We start from the raw sequence: 14179 nt of genomic DNA on the forward strand, positions 1-14179 counted from the left end.
TGAAATCATATGAAGCCTATTTACTAATGAGGTTTTTATTATTTACATAACATGGCTTTGAATTAAAAAAGGCTGTCCCTGTTTGAAATTAATAATTGGGATGGCCTTTTTAATCACTATCACAAAAAGTAATATCTTGGAACGTAGTTGATGCTACTAATCTTCTATACTTACAAAATTTTTGAGCTCATTCACTGTCACAAATCTATAACCATCTTTAGTGAGTGCTTGTAAAATACCCTCTACGGCTTGTAGTTCATTACCAGTGTCATCATACATGGGATGCATCAAAATAATGGACCCTGGTTGGATATTCTCCATTACATAATTGATCTTTTCTTTAGCTGTCGAATAGTACGTATCTGGCTCCAAATTCCACGTGATGGTGTCCCGCTTATTTTTATTTAAGTAATAAGGGAAACCAATTAATTTTTTGCAATAAGGTGGTCGAATAGCAATTTCATCAGTATAACCGATGCTTTGAATCAGTTGATCGGTTTTTTCAATTTCTTCTTTTATAAAAGAGTTACTTTTGAACACCATTGGTTTATGTGAGTAAGTGTGATTACCGATTTGGTGACCTGCCCTGACGATTTTTTGTGCTGCTTCTGGATTCTCCTCTATCTCGCTTCCAATAAGAAAGAATGTTGCCTTCGCATGGTATTGGTCTAATATAGGCAGCAGTTCATTGACGTTTTCTGTTGGGCCATCATCAAATGTTAAAGCGACAACTTTTTCATTTGTATCTATATGTGCCGTTATTTCTCCAAACAGTTGATATGTTCGAGCATTCATTAGTTTGTATGTGCCTAATACTAAAATAATAGTGAACAACACACCAATAGATATATAGAAGATTTTCTTTTTCATTTATGCAACCAACCTTTCTAACGGTATTGTTATTTCTTATGCAAGGTTCAACCTGTTTTATTACGTTAGTCAATGAGGTCTTTGTTCACTAGATAAGTTAGCTAGTTTGTTGCTGTCCTAAGCTTTGATTCGAGTGACAAAGTTTGCTGGTGCGCTGCTGTATTTTTTGCAGTGGATGATTGGTTATATAATACTCAATTCGTTATTACAATGAATCATAACAATATATTGCCATGTAAGAACAAGGGGGGGTTTATGTTGTCCAGTGATTATAGTTTATCTGAAGACCAGCCTAAGAAAAAACGAGTACGCAAAAAATGGTTTGTTATTGCTTTGTGTATAGTAGTAGTCAGTTGTGTAATAATTACTAATTTGCCTGTCGTAGCCTCGTTCTTAGATAAATCTAAGGAGCCTGATTTTAGTGTCTACAAAACATTTGTTGGTCAAACAATTGAAAACGATTTCGGGCGTTTGACATTAAATGAGGTGATGATGGATGATAATCAAATATTACTTAATGCAACCTTTGAGCCAGTAGAGGATTTAGATTTCGACTATCAAGTTTTTTTCATTCCACAAGTATTGGTGAATGGTCAGAATTTTACAGTTCGGAATGGTGGTCAGACCATTGCACAAACTGATTCAATCTATACGATATATAACAGTGTAAAGATGAGTGAGTTACCGCAAAATGAAAAGCTAAAACTTGAAATACGCTATAACGATTGGAATTGGGAAAAGCCGATTGATAAACCGTGGGTATTTAGAATAGAGGCTTTACAAGAGCAATTGCTAGAAGATAGAATAATTTTTTCTGTGGACAAAGCAATTACGCTAAATGATGGTCAAGTAATTAAGGTAGAAAAGGTTGTTTCAACACCGATTTCTACTACCATATACTTTCAGTCAACACAAAGCTTACAAGAATCTATTGCATTTAACATTTTATCTGAGTCTGGAAAAACATGGCGTTATGATTCTTCTTATCCTTTAAATGAAGAGCATACACAGTGGGGAATCCGTTTCGATGCGCTGTATTTGAAGGATAAAATGTATGAGTTAATACCTGTCGAAACAGGTGATAGAGATAAAGAACTTGGTCCAGTAATTAAAATTGGTGAGAAATAACTATGAGAATTTACGTTTAACAGTGGAATCTTGACTTACAGAGAAAATTTACAATATCTTAATCTAACCTAATAAATATTCCATGTACTATTACTATATATGACATGGAAAGTAGTTGAAACATTTGCGAAAGATAGTGGAGATTTTTCTCGTTTCCTTTAAATTAGGTTGTACTTCTTTTGGTGGTCCAACTGCACATTTAGGATATTTTCAACATGAATATGTGCAAAATCGACAATGGTTAACTGACAAAGAATATAGTAATTTGGTTGCGCTCAGTCAATTTTTACCAGGTCCTGCATCGAGTCAGGTGGGAATGGGGATAGGCCTACTACGGGGTGGGTTGCTAGGGAGTATTGCTTCTTTTATTGGATTTACCTTGCCCTCTGTGCTGCTATTAATGGTTTGCGCTTATTTTTATGCACACAAAGAAATAGACATGAACTGGATCCATGGCTTAAAATTAGTGGCTGTTGCAATTGTTGCACAAGCGGTTTGGGATATGTCAAAGAAGTTAATTCCCAGCCTTCGACACTTTTTAATCGCCTTCTTGGCACTAGTAGTATTGCTTTTATGGATGCATCCATTTGCTCAAGTGGTTGTTATTTTTGCCTCAGTTTTAGTGGGCTTTAAATTATTTAAAGAAAGCACGACAAACAGAGACTCGGAGGGCATTAGATTACCAATCTCAAAAACAATGGGGATGCGTTTTTTATTACTATTTATAATTTTACTCATCGGGTTACCTGTAGCTAGTTCACTATTTAACTATGAATGGCTCCAGATAATAGAAAAATTTTATGTCTCAGGAGCTTTAGTTTTTGGTGGGGGTCATGTTGTACTACCACTACTAGAGGTACAGTTTGTGCAAAGTGGCTTATTACGTTCATCTGATTTTATAACTGGTTATGGCATTACACAGGCTATGCCCGGACCATTATTCACATTTGCTTCTTATATAGGCATGATTATTGGTGGAATTCCTGGCGCACTTGTCGCCACAATTGCCATTTTTCTTCCGGCATTTTTACTAATAATTGGTGTCCTCCCGTTTTGGTTTACAATTAGTCGTACAACAGGATTGAAAGGTGCGATGGCTGGTGCCAATGCAGCAGTAGTCGGCATATTAGCGGCTGCATTTATACAGCCAATCGTAACGCAAACAATCCAAGGTGGCCTGGACGTATTTATTGTTATAGGTTTTTTAGTACTCTTAATTCGTTGGAAGATCCAGCCGTATTTACTTGTACTATTAGGGATTGGCGTAGGGGTTGTTTTTTATTAGGCACTATAAAGGAGATTTTTAATTTATACATTTTTTCACAAAAATCAAAGCCACTACATTTCTAATGGTTTTGATTTTTTTGCATGTCATTAAATCAACAGTGTAAAGATTATCTCATAATTCTATCTAGATGGATTCATAGCGTTCTCCTTAACGATTGTTTATAATGGGGAAATGGAAAAGGACTTAACAAGAAAGAAGGGATAGTCATGGCACGGGGTGTTTACATTCATATTCCTTTTTGTCATCAAATCTGCAATTATTGCGATTTCAATAAATTTTACTTTAAAAATCAACCAGTAGATGAATATATAGAAGCACTTGGCAAGGAAATGGCCCTTGCGACTAAAAAGCATCCTAATAGTTTTAACCAGATAGAAACGATTTTTCTTGGCGGTGGGACGCCTACTGCATTGTCACCTGAGCAATTAGAGAGACTACTCAATCTCATTCGCACGTATATTCCGATGCACAGTGTGACAGAATTTACATCAGAGGCCAATCCCGATGAACTGTCTGAGGCTAAAATGCGAGCACTGTATAAAGGCGGTGTTAATCGCTTAAGTATGGGTGTGCAGTCATTTGATCAAAACTTACTAAAAAAAATTGGTCGCACACATAGCAATGTACATGTCTATGAAACGATAGCATTAGCTAAAGAGGTTGGTTTTCAAAACATTAGTATTGATTTAATGTATGGCTTGCCTGGCCAAACGATGGCGCAATGGACGGACTCATTAGAAAAAGCTTTTGCGCTCGATTTACCCCATTTTTCAGCCTACTCACTTATAGTGGAACCAAAAACGATTTTTTATAACCAGTATGCAAAAGGTAAGCTGAACCTACCTACAGAAGATTTAGAAGCGGAAATGTACGATGTGCTTATGCAAGAAATGGAGGCGCATGGTCTTCAGCAATATGAAATTAGTAATTTCGCACAACCTGGTTTTGCTTCAACACATAACAACATTTATTGGGAAAACGACGAATATGCTGGTTTTGGGGCAGGAGCACATGGCTATTTGGGTGGTTTACGCTATTCCAATCATGGACCATTAAAAAAATATATGGATGCAGTAGACGCTGGAGAATTACCTATTGTGCACAAACATGCAGTAACAGATGCTGAAAAACGTGAAGAGCAAATGTTTTTAGGGCTACGTAAAACGGCTGGCATTTCTCATAATATATATGAAGAGAAATTTAAAGAGACTATGCAAATGCATTATGGGCCAGTCATTGAAAAGTTAGTTTTAGACAACCTATTGGAACATGATGATGTCGGAATTCGTCTTACGCGAAAAGGCCGTTTTGTAGGAAATGAAGTTTTTCAACAATTTTTATTAGAAGATTGAGCGATTCCATTGACAGAAAATGTGGGATTTGATAACTTAATAATAGTATTAGCACTCCTCTTAGTCGAGTGCTAACAGAGGTGATAATCATGCTTACAAATCGGCAATTACAGATATTACAAGTCATCGTAGACGACTTTATTACGTCTGCACAGCCGGTAGGTTCTCGCCAAATCTCAAAAAAACAAGAGATTACATTTAGTCCAGCCACAATTCGAAACGAAATGGCGGATTTAGAGGAATTAGGTTTTTTGGAAAAAACACACACTTCCTCTGGTCGAGTGCCTTCGGAAAAGGGGTATAGATTTTATGTAGATCATTTGTTGAATCCTCAAGGTATAAACTCTAAGGATATTCAACAAATTCAATCAATTTTCAATGAACGTTTAGTAGAAGTCGAGCAAATTATCCGAAAGTCTGCCAATATTTTATCGGAGCTGACATCGTATACGTCGATACTATTAGGACCTGATGTACAAAGACATCGAGTGAAACGCTTTTCCATCGTACCACTTTCAAGTGATACAGCAGTAGCGATTATCGTTACGAATAACGGGCATGTTGAAAATCGCATGTTTAGTTTACCACCTCATATTACCGCTTCTGAGCTTGAGAAGATGGTTAATATCTTAAATGAGCGCTTAGTCGGCGCGTCACTAGATGAAATCCAAAAAAAACTTGAAGCTGAAGTACTTGCTGTGTTACAGCAGCATATACAATCAGCCGATGATTTTATTCATTCCCTTGTATCAGCAACGATGCATAATTCGGAAAGTAAGATTTTTTATGGCGGTAAAACAAATATGTTCAACCAACCGGAATTCCACGATTTAAATAAAGTCCGTATGATTATGGATTTGATGGAAAGGACCAGCCAAGTGCAGTCGCTCTTCCATCCGAATGAATCAGGTATTCATATACGTATAGGCTCAGAAAATAAGCAGTTGGAGATGGAGAACTGTAGTGTCATTACGACCACTTATTCAATTGGTGAAGAACAGCAGGGTGCCATCGCTATTATTGGCCCGACCCGTATGGATTATAAGCGTGTTGTTGCTTTACTAGACGTAATACGCATGGATTTATCACAGGCCTTTACGAAGAATCGTAGTGATTATTAAGGAGGATTCAAGTGACTGAAAAAACCGAAAACAAAGAACTTGTACAAGAAGATGTACAAGTTGAAAACGAATCAACAGAAACAGAAGCTCAAGCAGTAGTAGAAGAGCAGGTAGAACTAACGATTGAAGAGCAATATGAAGCAAAGCTAGCAGAATTACAAGCAAAATTAGATGACGAAGAAAATCGTCACTTACGTTTACGTGCAGACTTCGACAACATACGTCGTCGTCAGCAAGTTGAACGTGAGGCAGCTGAAAAGTACCGTGCGCAAAATTTATTAACAGATTTATTGCCGGTATTAGATAATTTTGAGCGTGCTCTACAAATCGAACCTACTTCTGATGAAGCTGCATCAATCGTGAAAGGCATTGAAATGGTGTACCGTTCACTTATCGAGGCAACTGAAAAAGAAGGATTACAGGTCATTAAAGCAGAAGGTGAGCAGTTTGACCCAAATGTTCACCAAGCTGTTATGCAAGAACAAGATAGTGAAAAAGAGACGGGTGTTGTCGTACGTGAACTTCAAAAAGGCTATATTTTGAAAGATCGTGTATTACGCCCAACAATGGTATCTGTTAACGAATAGTCATAGCACTATTTAATAAATTAAATTAGTTAACGAACGCACCAATGCGTTTAAATATTAGGAGGAAATTTTACTATGAGCAAAATTATCGGTATTGACTTAGGAACAACGAACTCTTGTGTATCTGTACTTGAAGGTGGAGAACCAAAAGTAATTCCAAATCCAGAAGGTAACCGTACAACACCATCTGTCGTTGCGTTTAAAAATGGTGAACGTCAAGTTGGTGAAGTGGCGAAACGTCAATCAGTAACAAACCCTAACACAATTATTTCTATTAAATCTAAAATGGGTACTGCTGAAAAAGTTAAAGTGGAAGATACAGAGTATACACCACAAGAAGTATCAGCAATGATTCTTCAATACTTAAAAGGCTATGCTGAAGATTACTTAGGTGAAAAAGTTACAAAAGCTGTTATTACTGTTCCTGCATACTTTAATGATGCACAACGTCAAGCAACAAAAGACGCTGGTAAAATCGCAGGTCTTGAAGTAGAACGTATTATCAACGAGCCAACAGCTGCTGCACTAGCATATGGTTTAGATAAACAAGATCAAGATCAAAAAGTATTAGTATTTGACCTTGGTGGTGGTACATTCGACGTATCGATCCTTGAATTAGGTGATGGTGTATTTGAGGTACTAGCAACTGCTGGTGATAACAAGCTTGGTGGGGATGACTTCGATGACGCAGTTATCGAGTACCTAGTAGCTGAATTCAAAAAAGATAATGGTATTGACCTTTCTAAAGATAAAATGGCAATGCAACGTCTAAAAGATGCAGCTGAAAAAGCGAAAAAAGATTTATCAGGCGTAACTTCTACACAAATTTCATTACCATTCATCACTGCTGGTGCTGAAGGTCCACTTCACTTAGAAGTATCTTTAACACGTACTAAATTTGATGAAATTACTTTAAGCTTAGTAAACCGTACAGTTGGTCCAGTACGTCAAGCTTTATCTGACGCTGGTCTTTCTGCTTCAGAACTTGACCAAGTAATCCTTGTTGGTGGTTCTACTCGTATTCCTGCAGTACAAGAAGCAGTACGTAAAGAAACTGGTAAAGAGCCTCACCGTGGTGTAAACCCTGACGAAGTAGTAGCAATGGGTGCAGCGGTACAAGGTGGCGTATTAACTGGAGATGTAAAAGACGTAGTATTACTAGACGTAACACCACTTTCACTTGGTATTGAAACAATGGGCGGCGTGTTCACAAAATTAATCGACCGAAACACAACAATCCCAACGTCTAAATCACAAGTGTTCTCAACTGCGGCTGATAATCAACCAGCAGTAGATATTCACGTATTACAAGGTGAACGCTCAATGGCAGCGGATAACAAAACATTAGGTCGCTTCCAATTAGCGGATATTCCACCAGCACCACGTGGTATTCCACAAATCGAAGTTACATTTGATATTGACAAAAACGGTATCGTTTCTGTTAAAGCGAAAGATCTTGGTACAAATAAAGAACAAACAATTGTCATCCAATCTGATTCAGGTTTATCAGAGGACGAAATTGAACGCATGGTTAAAGATGCTGAAGCAAACGCTGAAGCAGATACAAAACGTAAAGAAGAGGCAGACCTTCGTAACGAAGCAGACCAATTAGTATTCCAAGTGGATAAAACAATCACAGACTTAGGTGAACAAATCACTGAAGACGAGAAAAAATCTGTAGAAGATGCTCGTGATGAATTGAAAAAAGCACTTGAAGCTGGTGAATTAGAAGGTATTAAAACTTCTAAAGAAAAATTAGAAGGCGTATTACAACCACTAGTAATGAAAGTATACGAACAAGCGGCTGCAGCTGCACAAGCGGCTCAAGGTGGCGAAGCAGGACCAGATGCTGGCGCTGGTAACAAAGATGAAGATATCGTAGATGCTGATTTTGAAGAAGTAAAAGACGATAAATAATTTCAAATAACACAGTAAAGTGAAAAAGCCAAAGACCGCTTGCGGCTTTGGCTTTTCTCTTTACAAGATAAAAAATAAAAACAGAGTCAAAGTATTCAAGCCACTACTTTTAGATGCTCTAATACTAGAAGAGTGCGGAGCGGCATGAATTAGCTTTTCATATGATGAAAAAATAGAAGCAGTTTTTATAACTGCATGTTACAATAGATTTTATGCAAAAAGAGCGGAGTGTGAATCATGGAGAAACGCGATTACTACGAGGTGCTTGGTTTAACAAAATCGGCTTCAAAAGATGACATTAAAAAAGCATACCGTAAACTATCAAAGCAATACCATCCTGATCTTAACAAAGAACCAGGTGCAGATGAAAAATTCAAAGAAATCGCTGAAGCTTATGAAGTTCTAAGTGATGAACAAAAGAAAGCGCGCTATGACCAATTTGGCCACGAAGATCCAAATGCAGGTTTTGGTGGTGGCTTCGGTGGCGGAGGCGGCTTTGGCGGCTTCGAGGATATTTTCAGCTCATTCTTTGGCGGAGGTGGCCGTCGTCAAGATCCGAATGCACCACGCAAAGGCGATGACCTACAATATCGTATGAACATTAAATTTGAGGAAGCAATTTTTGGTAAAGAAACAGAAATTGAAATTCCAAAAGATGAAACATGCGATACATGTCATGGTTCTGGAGCTAAACCTGGTACGACACCTGAGACATGTTCAACATGTAATGGAGCAGGGCAAGTGAATCAAGCAGTAGACACACCTTTCGGTCGTATGATGAATCGTCGTGCTTGTTCGACATGTCATGGTACAGGTAAAATCATTAAAGAAAAATGTTCAACTTGTCGTGGGGAAGGTAAAGTCCAAAAACGTAAAAAAATCAAAGTTACAATCCCAGCAGGTGTTGATGATGGTCAACAAATCCGTGTTTCTGGGCAAGGTGAACCAGGTATCAACGGTGGTCCAGCAGGTGACTTATATATTATGTTCCGCGTACAAGGGCACAACGAATTTGAACGTGATGGGGACGATATTTATTACGAATTAAAACTAACATTCCCACAAGCAGCTCTTGGAGATGAAATTGAGGTTCCGACTGTCCACGGTAAAGTGAAATTACGTATTCCTGCAGGGACACAATCAGGTGCTCAATTCCGCCTAAAAGATAAAGGTGTGAAGAATGTACATGGCTACGGCACAGGTAACCAATATGTGACAGTCAAAGTTATCACGCCAGAAAAATTAACTGAAAAACAAAAGCAATTATTACGTGAATTTGCAGAAATTAGTGGCGATATTCCAGAAGAACAAGGAAGCTCGCTGTTTGATAAAATCAAGAAAAAATTCCAAGGTGAATAATAAGAGGAGCTGAAGAGCTACGTGAAGTGGTCAGAATTATCGATTCATACGAAAGATGAAGCGGTGGAAGCAATTTCAAATATTTTGCATGAAGCAGGGGCTAGTGGTGTTGTAATTGAGGATTCTGCTGAATATGCGAAGCCACGCGAAGATCAGTTTGGTGAGATTTATGCGCTAAACGAGGATGATTTCCCAAAAGAGGGGGTTATCGTTAAAGCTTACTTATCGGAGTCTAGTTTTTTAAATGAAACTGTCGAAGAAATTAAAGCAGCTATTACAAATTTAACAAATTTCAATATCGATATTGGTCAAAATGTTGTATCCATTGTTGAAGTGAACGAGGAAGATTGGGCAACAGCGTGGAAACAATATTATCACCCTGTAAAAATTTCTGAACGCTTTACAATTGTACCAACATGGGAAGACTATACACCTGTTTCTACGGATGAATTGATTATTGAATTAGACCCTGGTATGGCATTTGGTACAGGTACGCACCCAACAACTGTCATGTGTTTACAAGGACTTGAAAAGGTCGTTAAAGAGGGTGATAAGGTTGTCGATATTGGTACTGGTTCAGGCGTTCTTTCAATCGGCGCAGCAATGCTTGGTGCTAAAAGCGTTCATGCGCTTGATTTAGACGAGGTAGCTGTACGTTCAGCACAGGAAAATGTTGCGTTAAACAAAGTAGACGATAAAGTGACGGTCTTCCATGGCAACTTACTGGATACGGTAAAAGAACCTGCTGATGTCGTTGTGGCTAATATTTTAGCGGAAATTATTATGTCCTTTACAGACGATGCATTCACGATAGTCAAACCAGGTGGACTATATGTCACTTCAGGCATCATTGGCGCTAAACGTGATGATGTGAAAGCTGCACTCGAAGCTTCTGGCTTTGTGATTGAAGAAGTATTACTGATGGAAGATTGGGTAGCCATTATCGCCCGTCGTCCGCAATAAATTGACGGAGGAAGCGCCAAATCGTGAGCCGAGTGCTTACGATATGGCGTTTTCTTCATGTGAAGGAGCGAGCAATATGCAACGTTATTTTATTGAAACTGGCATTGAAACTGCGCGCATTACTGGAGAAGATGCACGCCATATTGGACGCGTGATGCGTATGAAGGAAGGCGAAGAAATCGTAGTTGTTGCTGAACATACAGCCTATATTTGTACCATTACTGCATTCGAAGGTGATGACGTGCTTGTTCAATCAACTGGCCGTACCATCACTTCACCAGAGTTGCCAGTTCATGTGACAGTGGCTTGCGGTCTACCGAAGGGAGATAAACTTGAGCTCATTACACAAAAAGCGACAGAGCTGGGCATGTATGCGCTATTACCATTTGAAGCCGAACGCTCCATTGTAAAATGGGACACAAAAAAGGGAGCGAAAAAGCAGGAGCGTCTGCAAAAAATTGCAAAAGAGGCTGCAGAGCAGTCCCATCGAACACATATACCTGTCATTTTCGAGCCAATAAGTTTTAAGCAACTAGTTGCGCAATTAGGAAAATTTGACGCTATTTTTATTGCGGATGAAGAGGATGCAAAGGTTGAAAAGCGCACAAGGTTTGCCGAGAAGCTGAAAAACGTTTATGATAAGAAGTCGAAATCAATCCTTATTATCTTCGGTCCAGAGGGTGGCATTGCGCGCAAGGAATCACAGGCGTTGCTTGAAGCGGGCGCACAAACGATGTCTCTAGGACCAAGAATTTTACGAGCAGAAACAGCGCCACTTTATGCACTGTCTGCAATATCTTATGAATTTGAATGAAAGAGGTGTTTAGCCTTATCGAAAGTGGCTTTTCACACGCTTGGCTGTGGGGTAGTAAACAGAGATATGATTGCGTAGGAATCCAATAATAACAAGGCTTGAATGGCTTGGGAAAATCACTTAAAATATCGGTTTTAAGTGATTTTTTCTTTGTAAAGATAGCGAGTTAATATGGATTGTCCTGTTTTTACAATAAGCTCACGCTCTATTAATTCAGCTAATTACGAGTAAAGTTTTTGGGGTTAAATGTATTTGGATAACTAGGAATTGTTCGGAAATGAGTGTTTAATTACTGACTGAACAATATGAGGAATTTGTAAATAAAAAAGATTACTTCCGTTTCAGAAAGTTATTGGAAGTTGATTGGTAATCGGTCTATTAAACTGAAATTAATAAATATTAAAAACAGAGACTGTTTGAATACCTAAGATGAAATGAATGTTATGAAAGTGGAATTTTGAAGAAGTACAGAGAGTTTTTGTTACTGAACAAAACAATATGAGGATGTTGTAATGTAACCGAAAACAAAAAACGGCAGAAAAAATCTGCCGTTGTGTGATATGAAATTAATTTGAATTGTTTCCGAAACCTTTATTTGCGCTAGGGCCAGAAGCTTGATTTTTGTTAGCTTCTGCTTGTTGGATTTGTTGTCTAACTTGGTTTACATCAGTCTCAGTCCCGAATTCTACGTTGTTCATTGCGTTCATAAAATTCGGAGTTGCAAAACGACCAGAAGCTTGATTTTTGTTAGCTTCCGCTTGTTGGATTTGTTGTCTAATTTGGTCAACGGTTTGGTTCTTGTTTTTATTTGACATGTATTTCACCTCCTGAAATTAGTCTGTTCAGAAGAGGTTTTAATATCCGTAGAAATTTTTGATTAGAAAATTTCTGCAAAGCTGGAGATAATATTACGTTCTTAACTTCGCCAAATTGTTGCATAAAAAAGCTGTAGCATTGTAAACGCTACAGAAGAATGGTTAATTATTCATATCCTTAAGACCAGGGCTGTGTTCATTTGGCATCTCTGGCATAAGTGGTACTGGGAATCCTTCAGGAGGAGGAGTTACATTCAGTTCTCCGCCATTTCTACTTGGAGTTTGACCTTGGAATATTTCACCGATACGTGTGGGGTCTAATCTAAAGTTAAACTGGGCATTATGATAACCCATTTCAACGAACTTTCTACATTCAGGATATTTGTTGATATCGTAGTTCGGTACAGGGAATAGTTTTCCCCAATCTACACCTAATGTTTCTAACGCTTTGGCAAATGCATTTTGGTGAGCATTGTCCCGGACGATTAGAAAGGCAAGTGTTTCCCTAAATGTCTGATTAGAACTCATTTCATAAATGCGTGTCTTTTGAAGTACACCAGTTGACTCAAGTACTAAATTATCCAATAAATCTGCAATAAGGTTTCCGTGCGCATACACCCACGAGCCATTCCAGGGATTACCGGCAGCATCAACAGGTAAAGATGATTGTGCTCCCACAATATAATGGTGCGGATTTGCATGTCTAACGGCATCATCTAAGGGTGCTTGGTCCATACCATTATTGCCTGGGGCAGAAGATTCTCCAGAATCATTTAGTAATTGGTTAATTGTATTTTGTACTAGTTCTACATGAGCAATTTCTTCTAAGAAAACGCCACGAAGCAAATCACGAAATTGTGTTTCTTTGCCTCTAAAATTAGAGCTTTGGAAAAAGTATTGCATCATGGTTCTCATTTCACCATAATGACCACCAAGTATTTCTTGCATTACTCGTGCTGCTTGTGGATCCGGTTTGTCAGGTTTAATAATGTTAATCAATTCTTCTTTATAATAATACATTTACATTCCTCGATTCGGAGAAATAGATTTTATTTTTCAGGATAATCCACATGTAATGGCGGTGGGACAAGCCAACCTTTATTTTTGTTCAAACGTAAAAGTTTAGCACCAAGTAGAGCTTTTGCTGTATGGAACTGACCATACATTAATGCGATATCTTCACGAGTGGAAGTACCTATTGCTTGGCTACATGCCACTAATCCAGCAGCTATGTCAGCTGTGAGCGCGGCGCTTATTTCTGGATCATTAAACTTAGCACCTGGAGGGATATCTTCCAATCTTGCTACAGGTCGTTCAGGTGAAGCAGGTGGTAAAGCAATACCATTCGTTTTTAGAATTTTTTCTAATTGTTTTACTTCTTCTCTACATGTTTCGATGATATCTTCAATAATCTTTTTAAGATCATCGTCACCAGCGTGATTATAAAGCGTTTGGTTGCCAGAAATCATACCGTAGTCTGCAATTAAGCTTGACCAAACACTGAATACTTCACCATAATGCAATGGCTCGTCTTTTGGATTTCCACCAAGAATACCCATACTAACACTTCCTTTTCTTTTTTAGTTAAGCAAAGATAGTATGGATGAATAACATTCACTTTTATACATTTTTTATACCAAAATTAAAAAGGGCCACTACCAGGAGGGGACTGACCCCTGTATATAAGACAGAGATCAAAAAAGCATTTACCCAACCAGTTGTCGATATTGTACCGGCGACTGGTTGTTTAGTTTCGCTTGTATTCGGATATAGTTATAATACTTTAACATAGTCTTTGACAGTTTGTTCTACGATTGCCGTCGTAGTACGCCTTAAATTGTCTAAGTAAAATGTTTCAGACTTTAATGCAGAATGAAATGATTCAATTGGGGCATTATCAGCGGGCGTACCTTTACGGGACATGCTCATGATAATGCCTTTCCCTTTTACGGCCTGTTGATATCG

The 14179-nt window shown here is 38.2% G+C and carries 13 protein-coding genes and 1 pseudogene; 9 read left to right on the forward strand and 5 right to left on the reverse strand.

Features of this window, described 5'->3' with window-relative positions; translation table 11 throughout:
• Positions 1 to 156: 156 nt before the first annotated feature.
• A complete protein-coding gene (locus C9J35_RS19565; RefSeq protein WP_107926110.1) occupies positions 157 to 870 on the reverse strand; it encodes a polysaccharide deacetylase family protein in 714 nt (237 codons plus the stop codon).
• 255 nt (positions 871 to 1125) lie between these two features.
• Between C9J35_RS19565 and C9J35_RS19570 the strand changes: the two genes are divergently transcribed.
• From C9J35_RS19570 to C9J35_RS19610, 9 genes are all read left to right on the forward strand, one after another.
• Positions 1126 to 1998: a DUF4179 domain-containing protein gene (locus tag C9J35_RS19570; protein ID WP_107926112.1), complete on the forward strand. Its 873-nt coding sequence runs from the start codon at positions 1126 to 1128 to the stop codon at positions 1996 to 1998.
• Between the two features lie 124 nt (positions 1999 to 2122).
• Complete coding sequence (gene chrA, locus C9J35_RS19575) at positions 2123 to 3283, forward strand: chromate efflux transporter (protein WP_107926114.1); 1161 nt, start codon at positions 2123 to 2125, stop codon at positions 3281 to 3283.
• 209 nt (positions 3284 to 3492) lie between these two features.
• On the forward strand, positions 3493 to 4638 hold the full coding sequence (gene hemW / locus C9J35_RS19580) for a radical SAM family heme chaperone HemW (RefSeq protein WP_107926116.1): 1146 nt from the start codon (positions 3493 to 3495) through the stop codon (positions 4636 to 4638).
• 89 nt (positions 4639 to 4727) lie between these two features.
• A complete protein-coding gene (hrcA, locus tag C9J35_RS19585) occupies positions 4728 to 5759 on the forward strand; it encodes a heat-inducible transcriptional repressor HrcA (RefSeq protein ID WP_107926118.1) in 1032 nt (343 codons plus the stop codon).
• Positions 5760 to 5770: 11 nt separating this feature from the next.
• Positions 5771 to 6346, forward strand: coding sequence for a nucleotide exchange factor GrpE (grpE, locus tag C9J35_RS19590; protein ID WP_107926120.1), 576 nt, complete (start codon positions 5771 to 5773; stop codon positions 6344 to 6346).
• Between the two features lie 75 nt (positions 6347 to 6421).
• Positions 6422 to 8263, forward strand: a complete 1842-nt coding sequence (gene dnaK, locus C9J35_RS19595) for a molecular chaperone DnaK (RefSeq protein WP_107926122.1) — start codon at positions 6422 to 6424, stop codon at positions 8261 to 8263.
• A gap of 237 nt (positions 8264 to 8500) precedes the next feature.
• Positions 8501 to 9622 (forward strand): molecular chaperone DnaJ, encoded by a 1122-nt coding sequence (gene dnaJ / locus C9J35_RS19600; RefSeq protein ID WP_107926124.1) that lies wholly within the window; start codon positions 8501 to 8503, stop codon positions 9620 to 9622.
• A 21-nt stretch (positions 9623 to 9643) separates the two neighbouring features.
• Complete coding sequence (prmA, locus tag C9J35_RS19605; protein WP_107926126.1) at positions 9644 to 10585, forward strand: 50S ribosomal protein L11 methyltransferase; 942 nt, start codon at positions 9644 to 9646, stop codon at positions 10583 to 10585.
• A 76-nt stretch (positions 10586 to 10661) separates the two neighbouring features.
• Positions 10662 to 11399 carry a 16S rRNA (uracil(1498)-N(3))-methyltransferase gene (locus C9J35_RS19610; RefSeq protein WP_107926128.1) on the forward strand — a complete coding sequence of 246 codons (738 nt, stop codon included), beginning with the start codon at positions 10662 to 10664 and terminating at the stop codon, positions 11397 to 11399.
• Positions 11400 to 11965: 566 nt separating this feature from the next.
• Here the strand turns inward: C9J35_RS19610 and C9J35_RS19615 are convergent.
• The 4 genes and pseudogenes from C9J35_RS19615 to C9J35_RS19630 all read right to left on the reverse strand — a co-directional run.
• Positions 11966 to 12214 carry a gamma-type small acid-soluble spore protein gene (locus C9J35_RS19615; protein WP_054768525.1) on the reverse strand — a complete coding sequence of 83 codons (249 nt, stop codon included), beginning with the start codon at positions 12212 to 12214 and terminating at the stop codon, positions 11966 to 11968.
• 162 nt (positions 12215 to 12376) lie between these two features.
• Positions 12377 to 13234: a manganese catalase family protein gene (locus C9J35_RS19620; protein WP_054768524.1), complete on the reverse strand. Its 858-nt coding sequence runs from the start codon at positions 13232 to 13234 to the stop codon at positions 12377 to 12379.
• A 29-nt stretch (positions 13235 to 13263) separates the two neighbouring features.
• A complete protein-coding gene (locus C9J35_RS19625; RefSeq protein WP_107926130.1) occupies positions 13264 to 13773 on the reverse strand; it encodes a DUF3231 family protein in 510 nt (169 codons plus the stop codon).
• Positions 13774 to 13920: 147 nt separating this feature from the next.
• A pseudogene (locus tag C9J35_RS19630) lies at positions 13921 to 14179 on the reverse strand (IS3 family transposase); the annotation flags it as partial.

It is taken from the genome of Lysinibacillus parviboronicapiens, assembly GCF_003049575.1.
GTDB lineage: Bacteria > Bacillota > Bacilli > Bacillales_A > Planococcaceae > Lysinibacillus > Lysinibacillus parviboronicapiens.

Excerpts from the sequence above, each read along its gene's own strand:
- C9J35_RS19620 (WP_054768524.1), bottom strand. The coding sequence starts at position 13,234 with ATGTATTATTATAAAGAAGAATTGATTAACATTATTAAACCTGACAAA.
- C9J35_RS19615 (WP_054768525.1), bottom strand. The coding sequence starts at position 12,214 with ATGTCAAATAAAAACAAGAACCAAACCGTTGACCAAATTAGACAACAA.
- hrcA (WP_107926118.1), top strand. The coding sequence starts at position 4,728 with ATGCTTACAAATCGGCAATTACAGATATTACAAGTCATCGTAGACGAC.
- C9J35_RS19610 (WP_107926128.1), top strand. The coding sequence starts at position 10,662 with ATGCAACGTTATTTTATTGAAACTGGCATTGAAACTGCGCGCATTACT.
- hemW (WP_107926116.1), top strand. The coding sequence starts at position 3,493 with ATGGCACGGGGTGTTTACATTCATATTCCTTTTTGTCATCAAATCTGC.
- dnaK (WP_107926122.1), top strand. The coding sequence starts at position 6,422 with ATGAGCAAAATTATCGGTATTGACTTAGGAACAACGAACTCTTGTGTA.
- dnaJ (WP_107926124.1), top strand. The coding sequence starts at position 8,501 with ATGGAGAAACGCGATTACTACGAGGTGCTTGGTTTAACAAAATCGGCT.
- C9J35_RS19565 (WP_107926110.1), bottom strand. The coding sequence starts at position 870 with ATGAAAAAGAAAATCTTCTATATATCTATTGGTGTGTTGTTCACTATT.
- C9J35_RS19625 (WP_107926130.1), bottom strand. The coding sequence starts at position 13,773 with ATGGGTATTCTTGGTGGAAATCCAAAAGACGAGCCATTGCATTATGGT.
- C9J35_RS19570 (WP_107926112.1), top strand. The coding sequence starts at position 1,126 with ATGTTGTCCAGTGATTATAGTTTATCTGAAGACCAGCCTAAGAAAAAA.